Here is a 25,459-nt window from a genome sequence, read left to right on the forward strand (position 1 = left end):
CAGATTTGAATGATAAGTCGCCTTTATCAATTTAAATTAAAATCACAAGCTTTCAGTGCCCACATAGATAATCAAAGTTCCTCTTGACTATTCTTCTACTGGATACATCTGACTACGTAGTGCTTTTATTTCTTCACTTTCCAAATATTCATCATAGCTCATTGAGCGATCGATAATTCCAGTTGGTGTAATCTCTATGATCCGATTCGCAATCGTTTGTATGAACTGATGGTCATGGGATGTGAACAGGATCGTTCCATCAAAATCAGTAAGTCCATTGTTGAGTGCTGTAATGGATTCCAAGTCCAAGTGGTTCGTTGGTTCATCGAATATAAGAACGTTAGCACCATTTAACATCATCTTAGCTAACATACAACGCACTTTCTCTCCACCCGAGAGGACGCTTGCTTTCTTCAAAGCCTCTTCCCCGGCAAACAACATACGTCCCAAAAATCCACGTAGAAACGTTTCATCTTGATCAGCAGAATACTGACGTAGCCAATCTACCAAATTCATATCAATGCCATCGAAATAACGTGAGTTGTCTATAGGGAAATAGGCTTGCGTTGTCGTAATTCCCCATGTGTATTCACCAGAATCCGCAGGTTGTTCATTCATCAGAATGTCAAACAGCATTGATTTAGGAAAACTGTTCGGACCAACCAGTGCAATCTTATCTCCCTTGTTGACTACAAAATTCACATTATCAAGCACTAATTCTTCATTAACTGATTTGCTTAGGCCTTCAACTGTAAGAAGTTGCTTACCTGCCTCACGTTCTGGTTTGAAATGTAAGAACGGGTATTTACGGCTAGATGGACGAATATCATCTAATGTAATTTTCTCAAGCTGTTTCTTACGTGAAGTTGCCTGTTTAGACTTCGAGGCATTCGCTGAGAAGCGTTGAATAAACGCTTGTAGTTCTTTCACCTTTTCTTCTTTCTTCTTGTTCGAATCCCGTGATAAACGTAAAGCAAGCTGGCTTGATTCGTACCAGAAGTCATAGTTACCTACGTACATCTGAATTTTACCGAAATCAATATCCGCTATATGCGTACATACTTTATTCAAGAAGTGACGGTCATGGGATACTACGATAACAGTACCTTCATAATCCATCAAGAAGTTCTCTAGCCAGCCGATCGATTCAAGATCCAAATGGTTGGTAGGCTCATCGAGTAGCAAGTTATTTGGACGACCAAACAATGCTTGCGCCAACAATACGCGAACCTTCTCGTTACCACTGAGTTCAATCATCTTCTTATCGTGAAGTTCACGTGGAATACCAAGACCGATTAAGAGTGCTCCCGCATCTGGTTCTGCATCCCAACCGTTCAGCTCTGCGAATTCGCCTTCTAACTCACCAGCACGAAGGCCATCCTCTTCCGAGAAGTCAGATTTAGCATATAAAGCATCCTTCTCTTTCATTATTTCGTACAGACGAATATGCCCCATAATAACAACCTCGAGGACAGGGAATTCATCATATTCATAATGGTTCTGCTTGAGTACTGCCATACGTTCTCCTGGTGTCATATGAACATCACCAGAGTTCGCTTCAATCTCTCCTGATAAAATCTTCAAAAATGTGGACTTACCAGCACCGTTCGCTCCAATAAGACCATAACAATTACCTGGTGTGAATTTTATGTTTACATCTTCAAAAAGTGCGCGCTTTCCATAACGAAGAGTCACGCCGCTTGTACTGATCATGAAATAATCCATTCCCTTCAAATTTAGCTATTTACATTATAGCACAAATGTGTTGCCTAATCTAAGCCTAATCCAGACCCTCTATTTTTTATTAAGGAGAAAATGAGGTAGACTATAATAGATATAGAAAGGATGTGCTTATTTTGAAAATAACCTTTATAGAACCAACTCCAAGTCCCAATACGATGAAGCTCCATTTGGATGAAACTATAGAGACGGGGTTACGAAAAACATATACGCTGGATAATGAACGCTCTGCCCCAGCATGGATACGGGAAATGCTCCATATCCCAGGTGTCAAAAGCGTATTCCACACCACTGATTTCGCTGCACTTGAACGTAAAGGTAACGCTGATTGGTCAACTATCTTAGGCGAGCTACAAGAACGACTTGGACAGGATGGTCCAACTACGACATGGTCAGAAGTTGATACCGAATCGGGACAACACTACGGTGATGCTGAAGTTCTTGTACAATATTTCCGTGGTATTCCTATGCAGATTCGTGTAAAGGCTGCCGGTCGTGAAGAACGGATTGCGCTTTCCGAGAGATTCACTCAGGCGGTAACGGCTGTTGCTATAGCAACGATGATTAAGGAACGTAAGCTTTCTGATTATGGTGTTCGTTATGGTGAATTAGAGGATATTGCACGTGAAGTAGAGCAAGAACTTGAGGCAGCTTATCCTCCCGAACGTCTTGAAAAAGTCATTCAGCAGGCTATTGCACATGGAGCTAGTGACGAAGAATTCATGGAAAAACGTATAGAACTAAGTGATCAAGAGCTTGAAGAAGCTCTTCAGAACAGTGATTGGCGTATTCGTTATGCAGCACTTGACGGGATGACACCTTCAGATGAACGAATTCATTTCATTAGAACTGTACTTCAAGATGCTAAAGTTGCTATTCGTCGCCTTGCGATCATCTACCTTGGTGATCTTGCCTCTCCCGAAGCAATGGAGCTATTATACGTTGCCCTTAAGGATAAATCCGCAGCTATTCGTCGTGCTGCCGGTGACACATTATCCGACATCGGAGATGCTAATGCCACTCCAGCAATGACGGAATCACTGAAGGATAGTAGCAAAATTGTTCGTTGGCGTGCAGCTCGTTTCCTATATGAAGTAGGAACTGAATCAGCGCGTACAGCTCTAGAGGCAGCAGTGGATGATCCAGAATTCGAAGTCAGTCTACAAGCGAGAATGGCTCTTGAACGGATCGAGTCTGGTGAAGAAGCAGCTGGGACAATATGGCAACAGATGGCCAAACGAACTCGTTCATAAAAACTAGCAGGCCAAGGATAACCTTGACCTGCTAGTTAGTTTGCATCCGTCCTTCACCCTCGTACTTATCTCCAAGTAATATACACCCTTAGATCACCCGTATCTTCAAAGGGACTATGTAGATAGGAGATCCCCTTAATATCTAACGAATATAAGTATTGAAGCTCATCAATCAATGCAGCCTCACTACCTTGAAAGCGAAATAATAGTGAATGGTTACCTTGTTGTATCATTTCCTTTGCCTTAGCTATCAATTGCTCCGTTGAGGTTACAATCTCACTTTTCTCATATAACTGATATTGAAGATCCTTTTCTAGTTTTTTATAAAAGGACAACTTACTTCCACCCTGTTTAACGAGTGCCGACAACGTTTCCCTGTATAATATTTCTGCCGCTGGATAAGGTTTGGTCCAACTGTGGTCCTTACGCATTTGCTTATCATTACGTAAATAATATCCTGTACCTACAATATTCTTCTGGTCAGGTACAGGATCATCCCAAGTCGTATCCATATGATACCAATTACCCGATACTAACACCAAATTCCACGCATGCAACTGGCTTTTTTTACTTCCTTCAGGTGTTGCAGTACCCTCAACAATTCTATTCTGGATTCCCGCTTCCTTCAACATTTTATAGGTCAATAGCGAGTATCCCTGACAAACTGTACTCCCGGTACTTAGACCATCATAGGCGGTATATTTCTGCAATGTCGTATCGTATTTCAAATGGGTAACAATCCAGTCATGGATTACTTTCACTTTCTCATGATCATTCATGCCAGGAATAATAATCTCCTTCAGCACATTCTTCACTGTACTCTCTACATATGCCGTTTCCTGAGCTGTCTCACGATAACTCAATTTCACACTTACATCTGCTGCATTAGAGTTACCCCGGTATGAGTAACCATAACTTGCAATCGTATAATTAATATAAGGATCGCTCTCCATCGCCTGATCCAACGCCTGTTTCAATTGTGTCTTTAGGGAACTCGTCTTACCTTTATATGTAAACTTCACATCCACTTGATGTCCATTCATTGCTGTTAGTAGAACTTGTTGAATATCACTTACCGATCTCACGACCGTCGATTTAGAAGCCGCATATGCTAGTTCAAAGTCAACAGTTGACGGAACAGCTACAGCCATCAGGGTGCCTATGATCAGTGCTTTAACAAGCCGTTTGCCGACTATTCTCATGAATACCCTGCCCTTCTGTACTTATTTCACACACACATATTGTAACATAATATGCTAACTAGAACGTCATGAGTACCATCCAATGATATATATGCTTTATATAGTTGAACATTCCACTTTAACTATGCTAATTCTCGTTCCTTGCACCATAGCAAAAAGCGCCGTTGTTCTCCTGTATACAAGAGAACAACGGCGCTTCTATCAATATAGGTGTTGTAATTACTGACGAAATGCAGCTAATTTATCATTCAAATCACGAGTTTGTCCGTAAACTTCTTGGTAAAGACTGAATAATTTCTCATATACAGCCACAGTTTCTGGATTCGGTACATATGACTTAGCAGTCCGTAAGAAATGAGATGCACATTCTTGAAGAGATGGGAACCAACCGCTTCCGTAAGCAGCTAACATAGCTGCCCCCATAGCAGGTCCTTGCTCACTTTCTAACTTCAGAATTGTTGCATTGAAAATGTCTGCCTGCATTTGTAGCCAATTCTCATTCTTCGTTCCCCCACCGATGGAGATCACTTCAGATATGGTCTTCCCAGACGCACGTAGAATATCAATAGATTCCTTCAATGAGAACGTAATTCCTTCCATCACAGAGCGTGCGAAATGCGCACGTTTATGTCCTGCGTCCATTCCTATAAAGCTTCCTCGAATGTTCGCATCTGGATGCGGTGTACGTTCACCAACGATATATGGCGTGAAGAGCAAACCACCACTACCTGCTGGAATACTGTCAATTCCCTCAAGCATTTGATCGAATGTAAGATCTGCTGCGAATGTTTCTTTGAACCACTGCAGACTATAACCAGCAGCCAAAGTAACACCCATAATGTAGAATGCATCTTTCTCTCCGTGGTTAAAGAAGTGAACTTTCCCTTCGAAATCCAAATTCTTACGTTCTTCATAAGAAAGGATAACTCCGGATGTACCGATGCTACACATCGTTTGACCTTCACTTAGAATACCTGCTCCAATGGCACCACAAGCATTATCCGCTCCACCTGCAAATACCTTGGTCTCTGGGAGTAATCCAGACTTCTCAGCAATCTCAGGAAGTAATGTGCCCACCAGATCGAAGGATTCAACTAACCGAGGACAAATGGATACTGGCAGGTCGAATGCAGTTGCAATCTCCTCGCTCCACTTCTTACCAGCTACATCAAGTAATAAAGTTCCTGCGGCATCAGAGTAATCCATAGCATAGTCGCCTGTTAAACGGAATCTTACATAGTCTTTAGGTAGTAGGAATAATGCTGCTTTCTTAAGAACTTCTGGTTCATGCTCTTGCACCCACAAAATTTTAGGTAAGGTGAATCCTTCTAATGCCCGATTGCGTGCAATTTGCAGAAGATCAGCACCTAATACCTTCTCAATCTTACGACACTGTGGAGTTGTACGTGTATCATTCCATAGAATAGCATTACGAAGCACTTGTCCAGCATCATCAACTAATACTAACCCATGCATCTGACCTGAGAAGCTTAGTCCTTCCACTTCCGACGGCTTCACACCCGATTCCTTCATCATTCTATGAAGAGAAATCAGAGTCTTGTCTACCCATTCTTCAGGATCTTGCTCACTATAACCAGGCTTTGGTTGAAGTAACGGATACGCTTCCGAAACTTCGTAGACCACACGACCTTCGCGATCTACAAGTACTGTCTTCACAGCACTTGTACCCAGATCAACCCCAATAACATAACTCATAATACCCCTCCTATATGAAAATTAGTGGATGAACAATAAAAGAAGACCGCCGCCTTCCCATGGGAAAGGAGCGGCGGCCCTTAGAACTATTTTTTATGCGTAGATATATTGGTTCAATGTTGCTTTCAGGTGTTCTTGACGTCCTGAAACGTTCTTACGAGGATTCTCATTGTTAAGAGCATACTCAGCAAGTGATGATAACGTAGCTTTACCAGACACAACATCTGCTCCGACACCTTCGCTAAAGCTGCTATAACGAGTTTCAATAACGTTCTCAAATACACGATCTTCAATCAACTTAGCAGCGACTCTCAATCCCTTAGCATAAGTATCCATACCTGCAATATGAGATAGGAACAAGTCTTCTGGCTCGAAGGAAGCACGACGTACTTTAGCATCAAAGTTTACGCCACCACGACCAATTCCGCCATTCTTAAGAACTTCATACATTGTAAGTGTTGCATCGTAGATATCAGTAGGGAATTCATCTGTATCCCATCCAAGAAGCATATCTCCTTGGTTAGCATCCAATGAACCTAACATACCATTAATACGAGCTACACGAATTTCATGATCAAATGTATGTCCAGCTAGTGTTGCATGGTTCGCTTCAAGGTTTAGTTTGAAGTGTTTATCCAAGCCGTATTTTTGCAAGAATGCAATAGAAGTAGCTGCATCATAGTCATATTGGTGTTTCGTAGGCTCTTTCGGTTTAGGCTCGATTAGGAATTGAGCATCAAATCCAATTTCCTTAGCATAATTTACAGCCATGTGGAACATACGAGCTAAGTTGTCTTGCTCCAATTGCATATCCGTGTTAAGAAGAGTTTCGTAACCTTCACGGCCGCCCCAGAACACATAGTTCTCAGCGCCTAGACGTTTGCCAACTTCAAGACCCTTCTTAATTTGTGCTGCCGCATGTGCGTAAACATCAGCGTTGTTCGTTGATGCTGCACCATGCATGAAACGAGGATTCGTGAACATATTTGCTGTATTCCAGAGCAATTTCTTGCCGGTTGCTTTCATTTGATCTTCAATCAATCCAACGATAACATCAATGTTACTTTGGAATTCACGAAGATTGTTTCCTTCTGGAGCGATATCAATATCATGGAAACAGAAGAATGGTAGGCTCATTTTGTCCATAAATTCAAATCCCGCTTCAACGCGAGCTTTAGCAAGATCCATACCCGTATATTTATCCCACGAACGAACAGCAGTGTTAGCACCGAACGGATCGGAACCTCCCGCAGTCAATGTATGCCAATATGCCATACCGAAACGGAAATGCTCTTCCATCGTTTTACCAGCAATCACTTCTTCTGGGTTATAATTTTTAAATGCAAAAGGATTAGTAGAATCGTTTCCTTCGTAAGCAATTTTTCCAACTTGATCAAAATAGGCCATGAATAATGTCCTCCTCATATTTGAACTAATATTGTAATACCGCTATCCTATCATATCTGTTATACTTTGTCTATCGGATAAACTAAGTCTTGTTTTTCAATTGTTTTCTGCAAAGGATGTGTACTTTTCACATGAAAATCACTGGTGATCAAACGCTGGTTAAAAAAATAAATATGTCTATCGTACTCGATACAATCCGCCGATATGGACCACTGTCGCGCATTCGGGTATCTGAAATGACAGGTCTCAACAAAGCCACTGTTTCCAATCTTGTACTTGAAATGCTTGATAACTATCTCCTTGAGGAAATTGGACCCGGCAAATCTAGTGGTGGACGTAAGCCAACTATGCTTGTCTTTCATCGAACTGCCGGACATGCCATTGGTATAGAGCTTAGCGTCACTCATTTAACGGGCATATTAACTGATCTAGAAGATCAAATCATCGCTGAGTATAGCATACGATTACTTCATCGAGATTTTCCTTTTGTCCTAGAAGAAATGAATAAGGCTATTCGCTCACTTATGTTGCAAGCTCCCTCGTCTCCACATGGTATTGTTGGCATTGGCGTTGGTGTACCAGGAATGGTCGATGAATACGGCACTATACTATTCGCACCCAATCTAAGTTGGGAGAAGATCCCGTTAAAAGCGATCCTTGAAGAAACATTCAGTATCCCAGTCACGATAGATAATGAAGCTAATGCAGGTGCCGAAGGTGAACTTCATTATGGAGCTGGCATCGATGTTCGTCATCTCATCTACATCAGTGCGGGTATGGGGATTGGCTCAGGCATTATCATCGATGGAGAACTTTACAAAGGTGCTCGAGGCTATGCTGGAGAGACCGGTCACATGACTATTGAATCTGATGGCCGTAAATGCTCTTGCGGGAACCGAGGTTGTTGGGAATTATATGCTTCTGAGATCGCTTATGATGATCAATCGAGGCATTTACCTGCCCGTTCAACTCGTGAGCTTATTCCATATGCTCTTCGACAAGAAGCGGACATTGTTAATTTATACACTGAGATTGGACACTATCTCGGAATTGGAATTACCAATATAGTCAATAGCTTCAATCCGGAACTTATCATTATTGGTGGTCCTCTTGCCGATGCTAAGGTTTGGCTAGAAACATCATTACAGAATGTTGTTGCAGAACGTACTTTACCTTACCATCGAAATCAATTACAGATTCAATTCTCCGCACTGGGTAGTCGTTCAGCCATGCTTGGAGCATCATATGCTGCAGTGTCCTTATTCCTTGGTCACGTTCGAGTGTCATTGTAAGAGGAAATTCAAAAAATTAACTTTTTGAACTCGTACTACAACTTTTAAATTCGTCGCATTTTCGCCTTTTTTTATACCCGCGTTGGACGTAGGTTTCGCTATAATAGAAATAACGATTGTGATGTTTGTCATATTATTATAGAAATGAGGGGGAGCCTCCTTGACCTACGTTGATACTTCCAACATCTCGGCACAAATGTTCATTACTGTATTACTATTTCTACTCGTGATTGCACCATTATTCAGCCTAGCTATTTTGCGTTTTTTCGAAGGTAAACGTAAAACCGGTTTCATGCTTATCCTTTCAGGCATAACGACGTATGTCGTATTCCAAATCATCATGTGGATATTCTTCTAACACCAAAAAGGCTTCACCCTCCTCTAGATAGAAGGTGAAGCCTTCTTTAAGTTATAGTACGTGATCAAAAGATGACTTTTTGAACTTCCTCTTACCGATTAAGCTTCTGGGTTCAATACTTTATTGAACTGAGTTGTATTCATACCCACAATTCGATGCTCACCTATGACTGTCACAGATCATTTCAAAAGTCGCAATCCATTTAGGATAACTAATATAGTACTACCTTCATGTCCTATTACACCGAACGGAAGAGCAATCTCTCCGAGGAAGTTACTTATAATTAATAACAGAATAACACTGATTGCAAATACCATGTTCTGTTTAATTATTCTTTGCGCGCGTCGTGCTAACTTGATGGTACTAGCAATCTCCTCGATATTATCGTTCATTAGAACAACATCCGCGACTTCTAAAGCTGTTCCGCTTCCATTCATTCCCATACCTATTCCCACTGTTGCCGTAGCTAGCGCCGGCGCGTCATTTACCCCATCACCCACCATAACCACATGCCCAAATTTCTCTCTTAATTGTTTAATATGAGTTACCTTTGCCTCAGGTTGGAGGTCTGCATAAACAAAGTCCACACCGATTTGTTTGCCAATCACTTGTGCTGTATCCTCATGATCACCTGTAAGCATCGCAACCTGAATACCTAGAGCGTGCAATGACTTTACAGCAAGTGCTGCCTTAGGACGAATCGTATCCTGAAAAGCAATCAGACCAACGACACGAGATTCATTCATAATGACCGAGACGGTCTTCCCTTGATTCATCAGGCTACTTCTGTGTTCCAACCACACAGGTTCAACGGTAACCGTATCTAGCATGTTACTCTTTCCTATCTTCCACTGACTTCCTTCCACTTCAGCTGACATCCCCCAACCTGTGATGGATTGAACGGCTTCAACTTCTTTTAATATTAAATCCCTAACTTCTTCTTTTGCTTTGAGTACTATAGCCTTTGCTAATGGATGCTCTGATAACTGCTCCACAGAAGCACATATCATAAGAAGCTCATCACCGTCATACTTTTCATCAACAATAAAATCTGTCACCTGCGGTGTACCAAGCGTAAGTGTGCCCGTCTTATCAAATGCAACTACGGACGTCAACGCCAAGTTCTCCACATGGGCCCCACCTTTAAATAGAATCCCTTTGCGCGCACGATTCGAAATGGCTGACAGCATCGCTGGCATAATAGACGAGACTAGCGCACATGGAGATGCAACGACTAGAAATACCATAGCTTTATAGAAGGAATTTCCCCAAGTCCATCCTAATACTAATGGTAAAATAACAATCACAGCCAAGGTTACCACGACCACTACGCGCGCATAGATCGATTCAAAGCGCTTAATGAAACGTTGAGAATGCGGCACTTCACTTTCCGCTTCTTCAACTAATTTAATTATTTTGGCAAATACCGTAGATTCAGCTGATTGTGTCACCTCAACATAAAGTACACCTTCCCCGTTAATCGTACCAGCGAATACGTCATCCCCTGCTGTTTTATCCACCGGAATCGACTCACCTGTTATAGAAGCCTGATTAACAGCAGAGTACCCACGTTCAACACAACCATCTGCTGGAATTAATTCACCTGGCTTAACGAGAAAGAGGTCCCCGATCTGAAGCTGATCAATGGTCACCTTCGTCATTTCTCCATTCTCAATACGCACCGCAGTCTCTGGCTTCAATGCTAATAATGATGAGATATCTTTCTTGCTTCGCTCCATCGTGTAATTCTCTAACGCCCCACTGAAGGCGAATATAAAAATCAACAATGCCCCTTCATTCCAATATCCGATTGAAGCAGCACCCATAGCTGCAGCAATCATCAGAAGATTCACATCAAGATCGCGTTCTTCTATTAACGTCTTGATTCCTTCCTTAGCTGTGATCCACCCACCTAGCGCATAAGCTATGACATATATGAGTATGGATAGGTATTCATAGGATTGCCCCACTGACCAAGCTATAAGTGTAAGCACCCCACTCCCTAGCGCTGCAAGCATCTCTTTATTGCTAAGCATGCTCTGGAGATCGAATCTCCCTTTCCTATGAGGATTTGGATTATTTCCTTTGTTCTTAGTTTGAGCTAAGTCCATTCTTGATGAAGCTCTTTGAGTATTTTCCATTATGACTCACCTTCCCTATTGATAATGAATTGCATTATTACTTCCCTAAAAATGACACATGCTGCTCCGGATTATCCGGAGCAGCATGGTAAATGAGAATGAGAATCATTTCTTGTGCGTATGCAATTATTTTTACCTAACGCAACTTTATATTTGTATTATATCCCTTCGTTAAGAACAAGTAAACAACAAAGCTCACATTTGGGCACAAAAAAAAAAGCGCTCAAAACTAAAACTAACGCTTGAAGGCGAACGCCCACGCCCACGCTTCTCCATGACAATTCCATCACCTGCGCTGATTTTAGTGTTGAGCTAAGAACAACCCCAATAATCGCCTTCACCATTCACTATTAGGTACATTAAGTACATTAAGTACATCTAAATTCAACCCAATCCCTCTGAAGATAACTTTAGGTGCATGGAGTACATCTAAATTCAACCCAATCCCTCTGAAGCTAACTTTAGGTGCATGGAGTACATCTAATTTACTGGAAACTCTACTTTTTAGCGTTTTCGCCATTTTTAACTGTAGTTTTGACAACTATTTCTCCCTTCCCCTACTTTTCCTGCTAATTAAATGCATGGAGTACATCTAAATTCAGCCCAATCCCTCTGAAGCTAACTTTAGGTGCATGGAGTACATCTAATTTACTGGAAACTCTACTTTTCAGCATTTTCGCCATTTTTAACTGTAGTTTTGACAACTATTTCTCCCTTCCCCTACTTTTCCCGCTAATTAAATGCATCGAGTACATCTAAATTTAACCCAATCCCTCTGAGGCTAACTTTAGGTGCATGGAGTACATCTAATTTACTGGAAACTCTACTTTTCAGCGTTTTCGCCATTTTTAACTGTAGTTTTGACAACTATTTCTACCTTCCCCTACTTTACCTGCTAATTAAATGCATGGAGTACATCTAAATTTAACCCAATCCCTCTGAAGATAACTTTAGGTGCATGGAGTACATCTAATTTACTGGAAACTCTACTTTTCAGCGTTTTCGCCATTTTTAACTGTAGTTTTGACAACTAATTCTCCTTTCCCCTACTTTTCCTGCTAATTAAATGCATGGAGTACATCTAAATTCAGCCCAATCCCTCTGAAGCTAACTTTAGGTGCATGGAGTACATCTAATTTACTGGAAACTCTACTTTTTAGCGTTTTCGCCATTTTTAACTGTAGTTTTGACAACTATTTCTCCCTTCCCCTACTTTTCCCGCTAATTAAATGCATCGAGTACATCTAAATTCAACACAATCCCTCTGAAGCTAACTTTAGGTGCATGGAGTACATCTAAATTCAGCCCAATCCCTCTGAAGCTAACTTTAGGTGCATGGAGTACATCTAATTTACTGGAAACTCTACTTTTCAGCGTTTTCGCCATTTTTAACTGTAGTTTTGACAACTAATTCTCCTTTCCCCTACTTTTCCTGCTAATTAAATGCACTTTATGTATCTATTCTTGTCTCCCCTTCACTACCTTCATCACGAAGAATTGTTCGTCACTCCAACATCACCACTCTCTGATAAATGGGTATATTCCCCTGTTCCATACAGGATAGAACGGACAGTCCTCCAAAAAAAGAGCATCCCTAGCCACATGGCTTGTGAGATGCTCCCTATAATATATTTATTATTTTTGGCTATTTTGAATGGCCTGTTCTAGATCATTCACAATATCACCAATAAATTCTGTTCCAACGGATAGCCGAATCATTTCCGGTTTGACACCTGCTGCAAGTTGTTCTTCTTCTGACAGCTGTGCATGCGTTGTGCTAGCGGGATGAATGATCAATGACTTCGAGTCACCGACATTCGCCAAGTGTGAGAATAGCTTCACACTTTCAATCAATTTACGACCCGCTTCCGTACCGCCCTTAATACCAAATGTCAGGATGGCACCTTGTCCCTTAGGCAAATATTTCTTAGCAAGTTCATATGATGGATGGCTTGGTAGACCTGCGTAACTAACCCATTCTACATCGGCATGATTCTCTAAATATTGAGCCACTTTAAGCGTATTCTCACTATGACGTTCCATGCGTAGATGTAATGTCTCCAGACCTTGTAAGAGCATCCAAGAGTTAAATGGTGATATGGAAGAACCCATATCTCTCAACAACTGAACACGAGCTTTGATAATATACGCTATAGGTCCTACAGCTTCAGTATAGACTACGCCATTGTAGCTTGGATCCGGTTCAGTAAGCCCAGGGAATCTACCGCTAGCTTTCCAATCGAACTTACCAGCATCAACAATAACACCACCAATGGAAGTACCGTGACCTCCAATAAACTTCGTAGCTGAATGAACAACAATGTCAGCACCATGTTCGATTGGACGAAGTAAGTAAGGGCTCGGAAATGTATTATCTACAATGAGAGGAAGACCATGTTCATGAGCAATCTTCGCAACCGCCTCTATATCAAGGATGCTTCCTTGAGGATTACCAATCGTCTCCGCAAATAAAGCCTTTGTCTTGTCTGTAATCGCTGCGCGGAAATTCTCAGGATCGTTTGAATCTACAAAATGCACCTTAATTCCCAACTTCGCTAGTGTGTTAGCAAACAAGTTGTAAGTTCCTCCATATAGACTGGCTGAAGATACAATCTCATCTCCTGCACCTGCAATATTAAGAATTGAGAATGTGATAGCAGCTTGTCCCGATGCAGTTGCTAATGCACCTGCACCACCTTCGAGTGCAGCAATCCGTTGCTCAAACACATCCGTAGTAGGGTTCATGATCCGAGTATAGATATTTCCGAACTCCTTAAGTGCGAACAAATTAGCCGCATGTTCACTATCCTGAAATCCATAAGATGTAGTCTGATACAAAGGAACTGCTCGTGATAATGTTGTAGGATCAATCTCCTGACCTGCATGAACGGCCAAGGTCTCAAACGAAAATTTCTTTTCTTCGGACATGGTGAAACCTCCCTTATCAATTATAAAAATGATGACCTCAATAGAGATAGTTCAAATATAGACCTTTCCATATCTTCTCATAAATCATGACATTTGAAAAGGCTTACTCATACTTAACATATCCGAATAATAACGTAGAACGGGGCTGTCTCAAAAATCATGACAATCGCTAGGTGTGCTCCATTTATGCATAATTAGTTTTTGAGAAAAGCACAAGGATTAATCGACAATGTGATCCATCAATGGCACTATCGAAGTGTATCTGTTGAAGCAAGCCACAATGGATAAAGAACGAAAAACAGCAGGTCAAGAATAAGCTGAAGGCTCCCTGTCAAGTGGACAGTAGAAAAAACAAAAACTTCTACTACTACAATGATGGGAGCACTTCAAGCCACCTTGACCTGCTGTTTTTTTTGAAAATAGGGATACAACAAATGATTATATTCCCTACAGTTCTAAGTTGATTAATCTGTCGTTTAACGCGCCATCCATCCACCGTCTACACAAACGACGTGACCGTTCAAATAGTCTGATGCTTCGGATGCTAGGAATACAGCTGGACCTTTCAGATCAGCTGGTGTTCCCCAACGTGATGCAGGAATACGAGCTAGAATATCTCTCGAGCGATCCTCATCAGCACGAATAGCAGAAGTATTGTCTGTTGCCATATAACCCGGTGCAATCGCATTGATCTGAATGCCCTTAGATGCCCACTCATTCGCGAACGCCTTCGTAATTCCTGCAACTGCGTGCTTACTCGCTGTGTATCCTGGAACGTTAATTCCACCTTGGTACGTCAGCATAGAAGCTATATTGATAATTTTCCCACTACCGCGTTCAATCATATGACGACCCGCTAATTGACACAGGAAGAATACGCTGTTCAAGTTCAGGCTCATGACATCATGCCAATCTTTTGCTGGGTGATCTACTGCTGGTACGCGTCGAATAATCCCTGCATTATTAACCAATATATCTACTTTTCCCAAAATTCCCAACGCTTCATTAAACACACTTTCCAGCACTGTTTCATCACTAAGATCAACTTGAATTTGATGAGCTTTACGTCCCAGACTTTCAACAATTTTTATCGTCTCATCACATTCTGAAAAAGAAATCGAGATGATATCTGCACCAGCCTCTGCCAGCCCGATCGCTATTCCTTGACCAAGACCACTTCCGCCTCCTGTAACGACAGCTACTTTACCAGTTAAATCGAATAAACCCATGGTCTGTTCCTCCTATGATTTATAGTCTAATGTAATACCAGATTCCCTAAATCTCTCGACCATCTGTTCCGAAATGCCGTTATCCGTAATAATCGCGTCTAAATCCGAGCATGTTGCAAACGTTCTAAGTGCAAATTGGCCAAATTTAATATGATCAACGACGCAATACACCTGCTGAGCCGTTTCAATTAGCGCTTTTTTAAAAGGAACCAAATCCCCCGTATAAATCGACAAACCAAACTCAGGATCTACTGCTGTTGCCGAAACAAACGCTTTGTGAATATTCAGTTCTGAAACCATACGCGGAGCATCCTCACTCACTAATACGTTACGCACACGTGACCCACCAGGGACAACAAGCAGAATCTGATCTTTCCGAGTCAATTCATTAATAATGAATAGATCATTCGTAATCACCGTCAATGGTTGATTGTCCAGACGCTTAGCAATTTCTAACGTCGTACTCCCACCATCAAGAGCAATAATATCGCCAGGTACGATGTATTGAAGTGCCCGCTTAGCAATTTGGGCCTTCTGTGAACTATTTTTATCCGTTACACCTTTATTGGTTAAAATCCCATACTGATCATTCTGAGCTAATATCGCTCCACCATGGACTCTTGTCAGTAGACCCATACTCTCCAGCTTGGCGAGATCGTCACGCACCGTTTTGCCCGTCACCTGTAACATGTCACTCAATGCTACAACCGTAACTTCTTGGCCCGAAATTAGGACCTCCATAATTTTTTCATGTCGTTTCAAGGGACTCATAAAGTTTCATCGCTTTCTATATCAATTAACGCAGATCTTGCATAGCTACCGCATCCATATCATTGAAGGTTTGGTTCTCTCCAGCCATTCCCCAAATAAATGTATAGTTACATGTTCCTACACCGCTGTGAATAGACCAGCTTGGTGAGATAATAGCTTGCTCATTTCTAACGACCAAATGCCGCGTTTCATCTGGTTCACCCATCATATGGAATACTACCCCATCTTCAGGCAGATTGAAATACAAGTATATTTCAGAACGACGGTTATGTGTATGGCTTGGCATCGTATTCCACATATTCCCTGGATCTAATTCTGTCATTCCCATTACAAGCTGGCAACTTTGAATACCGTCTGGATGGATGTATTTGTAGATCGTCCGCTCGTTAGATGTACTAATGCTTCCCATATGAGCTGGAGTAGCTTCTGCCTGCGTTGATTTCTTCGTCGGATAAGCCTTATGGGCAGGAGCTGAGTTGAAATAGTAACGAGCTCCGCCATCCTTCTTAAATACTACTTCCTTTACACCAAGTCCAACGTATAGACACTCTTTCGAATCAACTTCGTAGTCCTTACCGTCAAGCGTTACAGTACCTTTAGTCCCCACGTTAATGATACCAATCTCACGACGCTCTAGGAAATAATCTGTTCCGATATCCTTAAGATTCACTTCTAACTTAATATCCTTCGTAGCTGGTACTGCTGAACCTACAATAAAACGATCCACATGTGTGTATACAGTTACCAGTTCATCTGCTGTAAATAAATGATCAATCAAAAATTCCTCACGTAAGCGATCCGTATTAAATACCTTTACATCGTTAGGATGAGATACATAGCGATTTTCCATAATTATAAAGTCCTCACTTTCAATTTATCATTTTTTAAAATATTAAACGTTCATATAGGTTCATTATAGTTCATTTGTTATCAATTGTGTACCCCTATTTTCAAATCACCTTAAAATCGGCATATTTAAAGACGGATAGTCCAGCCTATCGTCCTTGGCTTGACCATCCGTCTCTCTTTTACAAAACTATTCTTGAAACAAGGGTGCTGTGCTTAATAGCTTTCTTGAGATTGCTCCCCAGCAGCTATAGCCACTCCACCACTTGTCCCAATTCGCGATGCACCAGCATCAATCATGATCTTCGCATCTTCTGCACTCCGCACCCCACCTGAAGCTTTAACCCCTATATCTGCTCCAACTGTTGCACGCATCAATGCAATGTCCTCTTTCGTTGCTCCACCGGTAGAAAATCCTGTTGATGTCTTCACATAATCAGCACCCGCTTCAACGGCTAACTTACAAGCACGTACCTTTTCTTCATCTGTAAGTAGGCATGTCTCGATGATCACCTTCGTGAGCGCCTTTCCACGAGCCGCTTGGACAACAGCTGCAATATCACGTATTACCAGAGCATCATCACGACCTTTTAATGCACCGATATTGATCACCATATCTAATTCACCTGCTCCGTTTGCGATCGCATTGGACGCTTCAAATGCCTTAACTTCAGGGGTTGATGCTCCAAGTGGAAAGCCAATCACCGTACACACCTTCACTTCTGGAGTGTCCCTCAACACTTCATAAGCTACTGCAACCCATGCAGGATTCACACATACCGATGCAAACAGATACGTCTTCGCTTCTTCTGCCAACTTCTGAATATCTTCCCTCTTCGCATCAGCCTTCAGAAGCGTATGATCTATCAATCTGGATATGGACTTTTCCGTCATTACTGATTCTCCTTAGGTCTCGTTTCTAACCAATTATTCTTCACCACATTCTGATACCAATAATAACTCTCTTTCGGTGTACGTACCAGGCTACGATAGTCTACATGAACGAGTCCAAATCGCATACGATATCCCTCTGCCCATTCGAAATTATCCATGAGGGACCAAGCCATGTAGCCTTTCAGATTAATTCCATCTTGAATCGCACGATGTACTTGCACAATATGCTGTTGCAAATAAGAAATACGGCGGTAGTCCAACACTTTACCATTTACGATATCATCGTTGATACATGCGCCATTCTCAGTTATATAAATATCATTATTTCCGTATTTCTGCAAGTAATGAAGAACTTCATATAGACCTCTAGATTCAACTGGCCAACCAATATCAGTCGTTACGAGCCCCATATCTATTTCTTCTGAATGTAATACGCCACCTTCAGAATTGTAACGGTTTACACTCATCGCATAATAGTTAATACCCATCAGATCAATCGGTTGTGAGATGACCTCCATATCTCCAGCTTGAATAGGTACAGTAACTCCTTTCTTCTCGAACCAATCTACCAAGAATTGCGGATAACTAGCTTTATAGATCGGTTCTAGGAACCAGTCACTATTCAATGCAATGATACGATCACATGTTTCTTGATCTTTTTGAGACGAGCTGTATGGAACAGCCCATGATACGTTCGGTGCAATTCCTATCTGTCCTTCAACCCCAAGTTCACGGAATTTCTTCACACTCTTTCCATGAGCAACAAGCAGTCCATGGGCAACATTAATCGCCGTCTGCAAATCTTTATTTCCTGGTGCATGCACACCGTATAAGTTCGATAAGAACGCAACACAATATGGTTCATTAAAAGTAAGCCAGAATTTGATCTTCCCCGAGAATTCACGGAACATGACTTCTGAATACTTCACAAAGCCCTCAACTGTTCTAGCACTTTCCCATCCACCATCGTCTTGCAACGTTTGGGGAAGATCCCAATGATAGAGTGTACAGAAAGGTTCGATATCGTTTTCGATCAATAGATCGACAATTTTGTGATAATATTCCAATCCCTTAACATTAACTTCCCCATCGCCATTTGGCATAATACGAGACCATGATACAGAGAATCGATACGTATTAATTCCAAGATCCTTAAGTAATTTCACATCTTCTTCGTACCGGTGGTAACTATCGCAAGCTGTATCGCCATTGTCTCCGTTAAATACGTTACCAGGTGTATGTGAGAAGGTATCCCATATGGATGGTCCTCTGCCATCTTCCTGAGAGGCACCCTCGATTTGGTAAGAAGCCGTTGCTGTACCCCATTTGAAATCTTGTGGAAATTGAAAAATAGTCATTACTTTAGTCCCCCATATTAGCTTTTAATATGATCTTATCTCCCGCCGACATCACAGTCTGCATTGTAAATTGTTGTGTATTTGAATTCCATTCACCAATATCAGTTCCATCGTCTAGTACCAATGAGGTATTACTACGTAGAGTACATGTCCCACCTCGATCAGAAGTTATACATACGTTTACCAATTTAGCGTCTTTCCATTCCATATCAATCAAGAATCCACCCCGAGCTTTAACTCCCCTAATATAACCAACTTCACTCCATTCCTTCGGAAGCGCTGGTAGTAGGTGAATCTCATCCAGATGACTCTGGAGCAACATCTCAATCATCCCTGCAGCTCCGCCAAAGTTACCATCAATCTGGAATGGTGGATGATCATCGAATAGATTCGGATGTGTAGAACGGGCGAGCAATGTATGAACAAAGTTATAGGCTGAGTCAGCGTCCAACAACCTCGCATAGAGATTAATCAACCAAGCGCAGCTCCAACCCGTATGTCCACCACCATTACTTATACGGCGCTCTAGAGAAGTAAATCCTGCCTGAAGCAGGTCTGGAGTCTCATAACGATTGATTTCCCGCCCTGGATAAATACCGTATAAATGCGATACATGTCTATGACCAGGTTCACTCTCTTCGAAATCATGAACCCATTCTTGAAGCTGTCCATGTTGACCGATCTTGAAAGGATATAATCGTTCATACGCTGTTGAAATCTCTTGACCTAATTCTTCATCCACTTCCAGTATAGATATCGCTTCGAGACAGTGTGAGAATAATTCACGAATTAACGTCATATCCATCGTGCTCGCCATAGCAACGCTGCTGGCCTCACCTTCTGCTGTCAGAAATTTATTCTCAGGTGATGTGGATGGATTCGTTACTAAATAGCCTTCATGTCCTTCAACCAACCAATCCAGACAGAATAACGCGGCTCCCTTCATTATCGGATATGCCCTATTCTTTAGAAATTCACCGTCACCTGTAAATAAATAATGCTCCCACAAATGAGCAGTCAACCATACTCCTCCCATCGGCCAGAATGCCCAACTGGCATCACCGCCTGTTGGAGAAGTTTGTCGCCATATATCCACATTATGATGTGCCGTCCAACCACGAGCTTGATAATTCACCTTGGCCGTACGACGGCCCGAAATGGATATATCTTCGATCAGATCGAACAGCGGCTCATGACACTCACTAAGATTTCCAATTTCAGCTAACCAGTAATTCATTTCTATATTAATATTCGTTGTATACTGACTACCCCATGGTGGCTCTATCCGGTCATTCCATATTCCTTGTAAGTTCGCTGGCTGTGTACCTGGCCGCGAACTAGCCATTAATAAATAACGTCCATATTGAAAATATAACGCTTCAAGTCCAGAATCCTGTGTCCCTTCCTGATATGACTTCAATCGAAGATCTGTTGGAAGTGTACTATTCTCATTGGTCCCCAAGTATATGTCCACACGCCCGAACAACTCCATATGATCCTTTATATGGCGATCGCGTATTACTTTATCGCCTACATGAACGGCATCACCTAGCGTATTTGAGCAGATACCGCCTACATCTTTACCCGTAGAACCTGGCATCACATCGAATTTCTCAAAGTCGCTAGCAGCTGTTAGATAGAACGTCACAGCCTCTGCATCACGAACATTCAATACGTTATTCTCAAAACTGATCGTCCCACCTTCAGTAACAGCGACCATGTGTAACTCGAAACTTATACCTAAGCCTTCCTCATACAAAACAGACTGAGGATGATCTCTGAAATAATTAGATTCAATATGACTTGGACAACGACCTGTAAGGACCATAGCCTGAGCTTCATTCACAGTCACTTGCGGTTGATGTGGGCTTTCGAGATGTGCGGTTGCATTTATTCTCGCAACCCCTTCTGCCTTCATGGTTACGACCATAACCTGATCCACCGCACTAATGAATGTCTCTCTTGTAAATGTCGTCTCTCCACTCTGGTAGGATGTACGTGCAATCCCTGTGCTGAGATCCAACTCGCGTCTGTAATCCTGAACATCTAACAGACCTTCCTGCTCAATAATGAGATGCCCCATCGGTTGATACGCTTCCGTATCTCTACCTAACATCTGTGTATTAATGAGCTCTTCTGCTTCCTTATACTTGCCTTCATTTACTAACTCTCTTGCCGCTTTTAAATAACGCAAACTATTATATTGCTCATTGTCTCGCGGGAAACCGGACCAGAGCGTATCTTCATTTAGTTGAAACTCTTCCCGTTCTATGCCTCCGAATACCATTGCGCCCATCCGTCCATTACCTAACGGAAGCGCTTCTTCCCATTTCGTAGCAGGCTCTAGATAAGACATTACCCACTGCTGCTTCCTACCTGTTGTCATAGAATTCACTCCTAACTATTCTGGTTGCATACAAACATTAATTATATCATTAAGCACCTTCAGCAACCACAAATAGAAACAGGCAGCTAAAGATACATCATTCTCTAGACTGCCTGTTTGTCTTAAAATATAATAAAGTATAAGTTTCACTTCATACTCTATACCTTATATTTCGGCAGAGACGGATACCGTCCTTTATAAGGACAGCGTAGCCGTTTCGGCTTGTTTATTCATTTCTCGCTACAAGAGGTCTTATTGACCCGTCCATAATTTGACTCTATCTTGCACATACTCAGTGTATTTTTGTTCCATCTGAACGGCTCCAACTTTATCAAGATCTGCAAGCATACCGTCGAAAACTTCGTCGAACTTCTCAGGTTTAGCAAGAATCGCTTCTGGAATACGTTTACGAATAATATCTTGCGTCTTTTGATAGGCTACAGTATAGACTGTGTCGCTAGGAGCTGGCATATTATACGCTGCACCCCATACTTTTACTGGGAATTCATCTTCACCTGGGAATAAGTCCTTCCAAGTTGTAGCGTTATAAGCTGCTAACGATTCCTTCTCAACATCAGAGTAACTAGCAATAATCTGTTCAGGGAAGTTCGTTGTATAATAGTTGCCAGTTGAATCCTTCACTCCATCTCCATAGTGTCCACTGAAGACAAAGTAGAGTCCAATACCACTCTCTTTAGTAAAAGCTATATTATCATTCATCTTTCTATCTTGAACATCTGCAGGAATGACGCGAACACCATCTTCTACAGTATAGTGCTTCCCTTCAATCCCCCAGTTTCTAAGTACCTGACCTTCCTCAGATGCCATCCAGTCTAAGAATTTAATAGCCCGAACTGGATCTTTACAAGAGGTTGAGATACCCAATCCGTAACCATCAAACCCTGTAGATTGGAATGAATGATCAAGAATATCTTCAGACATTGTTACAGGGAAATGTCCGTAAGTATATTCATCTTTTCCTGCAGCTTTAAGGGCATTCTCAGCATTTCCATATTCCCACTCATGGCTAATTAATCCAAGTACTCTACCGCTAGCAATTTTAGCTTGGTATTGGTCATCCTTTTGTACAAATGTATCTTTATCTAGAAGTCCCTCATTATACATATGGTTCAACCAGCGGAAGTACTCTTTCTCTTCCGGACGTTTGTAGTGTAATTGGGCTTCATATGTTTCAGGATTAATATAAAACTCTCCATCATCCGCTAAGCCTGTTGCAGTAAATGCCGGATTTGTAACCGTAATCATTATTTTCCAGTCATCAGCATTTAGTAACAATGGGATCGTTTTAGCACCATCTGTTTCAGGGTGTAGCGCTACATAGTCTTTTAGAGCTTTCTCAAAATCCGCTGTGGTTCGAATTTCAGGATAACCTAGTTCTTTCAACACTCTATGTTGAATTTCAAATCCGCCTGTTGCATCGAAACTTTGTTGATCGACAGATCCATTCGTAGGGATCGTATAAATGGCTGGATCAGCTGTACTATATTTAAGACGATTTAAATTCTCACTATATAACTTCTTCAAGTTAGGAGCATGTTCCTCAATTAAGTCTGTCATATCAACCATGGCTTCTGCATCAACCAATTTGGTTAAGTTACCTTTAGGGAAGATGATATCAGGATAATCCCCACTCGCCGCCATTAAAGCGATCTTATCGTCACCGCCATTATTCATGTCATACTCTGCATTAATAGTAACGCCTGTCTTTTCAGTGATTACTTGTCCAACATCGTCCTTCATATTATTCCAGTTCGGACTACCATCAGCTCCAAAGAATGTAAACGTTATTGGAGTAATATCATTTGTCTCTTCCTTGACCACATTAGCACTTGTTGAATTCCCCGTTGATTCTGCTGTTTTCCCGGAGTTATTACTGTTGGAGTTTCCACAAGCAGAAATCAGTAGTGCACTTGCGATCAGTAGCATTGCAAATGTTTTTGGCGTTTTTCTTTTCATTTAATATAACCCTCCCGTATCTAATAATCATAAATCTTTAAAGCAGATATGTTATTCATGATGTTCGGAAAGCGTTTTCGAAAACTGTTAAAACCAAAGATGTAAGTGCTTTCATTAATAATATATAACATTTCCCGCATTTTGTATACTCTTATTTCAGAAATTTTTTCTCAAAAAAAAGAGCTCTCAAAATGAGAGCCCCTCAAGTATTATTATCAAGTTATTTTAACTTTTATTATTTACCAGACCAAAGATCTACTCTTGCTTTTACTAATTCTGTATATTCCGCTTCCATCTTCTCAGCACCAGCTTTGTCCAACTCTGCCAACATACCATCGTAGACAGCGTCAAATTTCTCAGGTGTAGTTAAGATAGCTTCTGGAATACGTTTACGAATAATATCCTGCGTTTTTTGGAACGTCACAGTATATTCTGAACCTTCTTCTACAGCAATATCCCATGCTGCTCCCCAAGGTTTAACAGGCATATCTTTTTCTGAAGGCCATAGATCTTTCCATGTTGTGGCATTGTAAGCTTTCAATGAATCCAACTCCGGTTGAGAGTAGCCAGCTACAATCTGCTCAGGGAAGTTCGTTGTATAGTAGTTACCTGATGGGTCTAGTACACCGTCACCATAGTGACCAGAGAATGTTAAATACAATCCGATACCTGTAGTCCTAGCAAAGTTACTAGCATCGTTGGTTTTCTTGTCTAATACATCTGCTGGAATAACACGTTTGCCATCTTCTATAACATAGTGTTTCCCTTCGATGCCCCAGTTTTTAAGAACTTGGCCTTCATCAGAAGCTAAGTAGTCCAAGAACTGAATGGTACGAATTGGATCTTCATTTGCAGTAGTAATCCCTATACCCCAACCAGCCATGAATCCTGTATCTTGGAAGGAATGATCTACAATCTCCGGTGAGATTGTCACAGGGAAGTGAGCATATCCTCTTTCAGGTTTACCTGCCGCTTTTAGAGCATTCTCTGCATCTGAGTATCCCCAGTCTTGGTCAATTAGACCCACTACGCGACCACTGGCAATTTTCGCTTTGTATTCGTCACTCTTTTGTACAAATGTATTCTTATCAAGTAGGCCTTTGTTGTACATATGGTTCAACCAACGGAAATATTCTTTTTCTTCTGGACGTTTGTAATGAAGTTTAGCCTCGAATGTATCAATATCGATGTAATACTCTCCATCATCCGATGCACCTGTTGAAAGGAACGCTGGATTGGTCACAGTGATCATAATTCTCCAATCATCCGCATCAAGTGTCAATGGAATCGTTGGTTGACCATCGATTGTAGGATATTTGTCAACGTAAGCTTGAAGTACATTCTCGTAATCTTGAAGTGTCTTCACTTCAGGATACCCTAGCTCTTTCAACACTTCGTGCTGAATTTGAAATCCACCACCAGCATCAAAACTAACCTGATCTACATGAGCATTCGTTGGAAGAACATAAATAGATTTATCCTTACTGCTGTATGGTAGGCGATCCATGTAATCACCATAAACTTTCTTAAGGTTAGGAGCATGTTCTTCAATTAAGTCTGTCAAATCAATCATTGCTTCAGCGTCTACCATTTTACTAATATCGCCTTTAGCAAAGATCATATCTGGATAGTCACCACTGGCAGCCATAAGAGAAATCTTATCTTGTCCGCCACCTTGAATAGCATATTCAGCATTAATCGTAACACCTGTTTTCTCTGTAATTGCTTTACCAACCTCATCTTGCATCTTATTCCAGTTAGGACTTGCATCTGCTCCAAAAAAACTAAATGTAATTGGACTAGTATCTAATCCTGTCTCTGTTGCTGTGTTTGTAGATTTGGCAGGCTCTTTCGTGTCACCTGAATTAGTGCCAGCACTATTATTGTTACCACATGCTGATACAAGTAGTGCACTAGCTAATAACAACATCGCAAACGTTTTCGGTGTTCTCCCCTTCATA

Annotated in this window: 19 protein-coding genes; 3 read left to right on the forward strand and 16 right to left on the reverse strand. The window is 41.5% G+C overall.

Translation table 11 applies throughout. From position 1 onward, the window contains the following. Positions 1–87: 87 nt before the first annotated feature. Complete coding sequence (locus AC1TO9_RS22025; protein WP_482057272.1) at positions 88–1,713, reverse strand: ABC-F family ATP-binding cassette domain-containing protein; 1,626 nt, start codon at positions 1,711–1,713, stop codon at positions 88–90. A 143-nt stretch (positions 1,714–1,856) separates the two neighbouring features. Here AC1TO9_RS22025 and AC1TO9_RS22030 point away from each other — a divergent pair, with 143 nt between their 5' ends. Then, positions 1,857–2,993 carry a virulence factor gene (locus AC1TO9_RS22030; protein WP_482060517.1) on the forward strand — a complete coding sequence of 379 codons (1,137 nt, stop codon included), beginning with the start codon at positions 1,857–1,859 and terminating at the stop codon, positions 2,991–2,993. 65 nt (positions 2,994–3,058) lie between these two features. On the opposite strand, the gene AC1TO9_RS22035 is transcribed toward AC1TO9_RS22030, so the two are convergent. The 3 genes from AC1TO9_RS22035 to xylA form a co-directional block, all read right to left on the reverse strand. Continuing rightward, entirely contained in the window at positions 3,059–4,195 is a 1,137-nt protein-coding gene (locus AC1TO9_RS22035; protein WP_482060518.1) for a transglutaminase domain-containing protein, read from the reverse strand. A gap of 219 nt (positions 4,196–4,414) precedes the next feature. Beyond that, complete coding sequence (gene xylB, locus AC1TO9_RS22040; protein WP_482057270.1) at positions 4,415–5,911, reverse strand: xylulokinase; 1,497 nt, start codon at positions 5,909–5,911, stop codon at positions 4,415–4,417. A 93-nt stretch (positions 5,912–6,004) separates the two neighbouring features. Beyond that, a complete protein-coding gene (gene xylA, locus AC1TO9_RS22045) occupies positions 6,005–7,318 on the reverse strand; it encodes a xylose isomerase (protein WP_482057269.1) in 1,314 nt (437 codons plus the stop codon). Positions 7,319–7,449: 131 nt separating this feature from the next. Here xylA and AC1TO9_RS22050 point away from each other — a divergent pair, with 131 nt between their 5' ends. Then, positions 7,450–8,610 (forward strand): ROK family protein, encoded by a 1,161-nt coding sequence (locus AC1TO9_RS22050; protein WP_482060519.1) that lies wholly within the window; start codon positions 7,450–7,452, stop codon positions 8,608–8,610. Between the two features lie 160 nt (positions 8,611–8,770). Then, positions 8,771–8,968, forward strand: a complete 198-nt coding sequence (locus AC1TO9_RS22055) for a hypothetical protein (RefSeq protein WP_482057267.1) — start codon at positions 8,771–8,773, stop codon at positions 8,966–8,968. 179 nt (positions 8,969–9,147) lie between these two features. Here AC1TO9_RS22055 and AC1TO9_RS22060 read toward each other — a convergent pair whose 3' ends face one another. From AC1TO9_RS22060 to AC1TO9_RS22115, 12 genes are all read right to left on the reverse strand, one after another. Continuing rightward, positions 9,148–11,109: a heavy metal translocating P-type ATPase gene (locus AC1TO9_RS22060; RefSeq protein ID WP_482060520.1), complete on the reverse strand. Its 1,962-nt coding sequence runs from the start codon at positions 11,107–11,109 to the stop codon at positions 9,148–9,150. A gap of 337 nt (positions 11,110–11,446) precedes the next feature. Beyond that, positions 11,447–11,629, reverse strand: coding sequence for a hypothetical protein (locus AC1TO9_RS22065; RefSeq protein ID WP_482060521.1), 183 nt, complete (start codon positions 11,627–11,629; stop codon positions 11,447–11,449). 701 nt (positions 11,630–12,330) lie between these two features. Continuing rightward, positions 12,331–12,495, reverse strand: a complete 165-nt coding sequence (locus tag AC1TO9_RS22070; protein WP_482057264.1) for a hypothetical protein — start codon at positions 12,493–12,495, stop codon at positions 12,331–12,333. Positions 12,496–12,744: 249 nt separating this feature from the next. Further along, positions 12,745–14,037, reverse strand: coding sequence for a homocysteine synthase (locus tag AC1TO9_RS22075; protein WP_482057263.1), 1,293 nt, complete (start codon positions 14,035–14,037; stop codon positions 12,745–12,747). Positions 14,038–14,513: 476 nt separating this feature from the next. After that, positions 14,514–15,266, reverse strand: coding sequence for a 2-dehydro-3-deoxy-D-gluconate 5-dehydrogenase KduD (gene kduD, locus AC1TO9_RS22080; protein ID WP_482060522.1), 753 nt, complete (start codon positions 15,264–15,266; stop codon positions 14,514–14,516). A gap of 12 nt (positions 15,267–15,278) precedes the next feature. After that, positions 15,279–16,037 carry a DeoR/GlpR family DNA-binding transcription regulator gene (locus AC1TO9_RS22085; protein ID WP_482060523.1) on the reverse strand — a complete coding sequence of 253 codons (759 nt, stop codon included), beginning with the start codon at positions 16,035–16,037 and terminating at the stop codon, positions 15,279–15,281. Positions 16,038–16,062: 25 nt separating this feature from the next. Next, on the reverse strand, positions 16,063–16,887 hold the full coding sequence (gene kduI / locus AC1TO9_RS22090) for a 5-dehydro-4-deoxy-D-glucuronate isomerase (protein WP_482060524.1): 825 nt from the start codon (positions 16,885–16,887) through the stop codon (positions 16,063–16,065). A 212-nt stretch (positions 16,888–17,099) separates the two neighbouring features. Continuing rightward, the gene (gene deoC, locus AC1TO9_RS22095) at positions 17,100–17,777 is read right to left on the reverse strand and encodes a deoxyribose-phosphate aldolase (RefSeq protein WP_482060525.1); all 678 of its coding nucleotides are present in this window, start codon (positions 17,775–17,777) and stop codon (positions 17,100–17,102) included. Next, a complete protein-coding gene (locus tag AC1TO9_RS22100; RefSeq protein WP_482060526.1) occupies positions 17,777–19,135 on the reverse strand; it encodes a GH1 family beta-glucosidase in 1,359 nt (452 codons plus the stop codon). Before AC1TO9_RS22100 ends, deoC begins: the two co-directional genes overlap by 1 nt. Before the next feature lie 4 nt (positions 19,136–19,139). After that, a complete protein-coding gene (locus AC1TO9_RS22105) occupies positions 19,140–21,521 on the reverse strand; it encodes a glycoside hydrolase family 95 protein (protein ID WP_482057257.1) in 2,382 nt (793 codons plus the stop codon). 252 nt (positions 21,522–21,773) lie between these two features. Beyond that, positions 21,774–23,498: an ABC transporter substrate-binding protein gene (locus tag AC1TO9_RS22110; RefSeq protein WP_482060527.1), complete on the reverse strand. Its 1,725-nt coding sequence runs from the start codon at positions 23,496–23,498 to the stop codon at positions 21,774–21,776. A gap of 235 nt (positions 23,499–23,733) precedes the next feature. After that, the gene (locus AC1TO9_RS22115; RefSeq protein ID WP_482060528.1) at positions 23,734–25,458 is read right to left on the reverse strand and encodes an ABC transporter substrate-binding protein; all 1,725 of its coding nucleotides are present in this window, start codon (positions 25,456–25,458) and stop codon (positions 23,734–23,736) included. Between the last annotated feature and the right edge of the window lies 1 nt (position 25,459).

This window comes from Paenibacillus sp. Y916, from assembly GCF_056786435.1.

What these genes read in the sequence shown, in the direction of transcription:
- AC1TO9_RS22105 (WP_482057257.1), bottom strand. Translation starts at nt 21,521, where the DNA reads ATGACAACAGGTAGGAAGCAGCAGTGGGTAATGTCTTATCTAGAGCCT.
- AC1TO9_RS22060 (WP_482060520.1), bottom strand. Translation starts at nt 11,109, where the DNA reads ATGGAAAATACTCAAAGAGCTTCATCAAGAATGGACTTAGCTCAAACT.
- AC1TO9_RS22065 (WP_482060521.1), bottom strand. Translation starts at nt 11,629, where the DNA reads ATGGCGAAAACGCTAAAAAGTAGAGTTTCCAGTAAATTAGATGTACTC.
- AC1TO9_RS22110 (WP_482060527.1), bottom strand. Translation starts at nt 23,498, where the DNA reads ATGAAAAGAAAAACGCCAAAAACATTTGCAATGCTACTGATCGCAAGT.
- AC1TO9_RS22035 (WP_482060518.1), bottom strand. Translation starts at nt 4,195, where the DNA reads ATGAGAATAGTCGGCAAACGGCTTGTTAAAGCACTGATCATAGGCACC.
- kduI (WP_482060524.1), bottom strand. Translation starts at nt 16,887, where the DNA reads ATGGAAAATCGCTATGTATCTCATCCTAACGATGTAAAGGTATTTAAT.
- AC1TO9_RS22025 (WP_482057272.1), bottom strand. Translation starts at nt 1,713, where the DNA reads ATGATCAGTACAAGCGGCGTGACTCTTCGTTATGGAAAGCGCGCACTT.
- AC1TO9_RS22100 (WP_482060526.1), bottom strand. Translation starts at nt 19,135, where the DNA reads ATGACTATTTTTCAATTTCCACAAGATTTCAAATGGGGTACAGCAACG.
- deoC (WP_482060525.1), bottom strand. Translation starts at nt 17,777, where the DNA reads ATGACGGAAAAGTCCATATCCAGATTGATAGATCATACGCTTCTGAAG.
- AC1TO9_RS22050 (WP_482060519.1), top strand. Translation starts at nt 7,450, where the DNA reads ATGAAAATCACTGGTGATCAAACGCTGGTTAAAAAAATAAATATGTCT.
- AC1TO9_RS22115 (WP_482060528.1), bottom strand. Translation starts at nt 25,458, where the DNA reads ATGAAGGGGAGAACACCGAAAACGTTTGCGATGTTGTTATTAGCTAGT.
- xylB (WP_482057270.1), bottom strand. Translation starts at nt 5,911, where the DNA reads ATGAGTTATGTTATTGGGGTTGATCTGGGTACAAGTGCTGTGAAGACA.
- kduD (WP_482060522.1), bottom strand. Translation starts at nt 15,266, where the DNA reads ATGGGTTTATTCGATTTAACTGGTAAAGTAGCTGTCGTTACAGGAGGC.
- AC1TO9_RS22085 (WP_482060523.1), bottom strand. Translation starts at nt 16,037, where the DNA reads ATGAGTCCCTTGAAACGACATGAAAAAATTATGGAGGTCCTAATTTCG.
- AC1TO9_RS22075 (WP_482057263.1), bottom strand. Translation starts at nt 14,037, where the DNA reads ATGTCCGAAGAAAAGAAATTTTCGTTTGAGACCTTGGCCGTTCATGCA.
- AC1TO9_RS22070 (WP_482057264.1), bottom strand. Translation starts at nt 12,495, where the DNA reads ATGGCGAAAACGCTGAAAAGTAGAGTTTCCAGTAAATTAGATGTACTC.
- xylA (WP_482057269.1), bottom strand. Translation starts at nt 7,318, where the DNA reads ATGGCCTATTTTGATCAAGTTGGAAAAATTGCTTACGAAGGAAACGAT.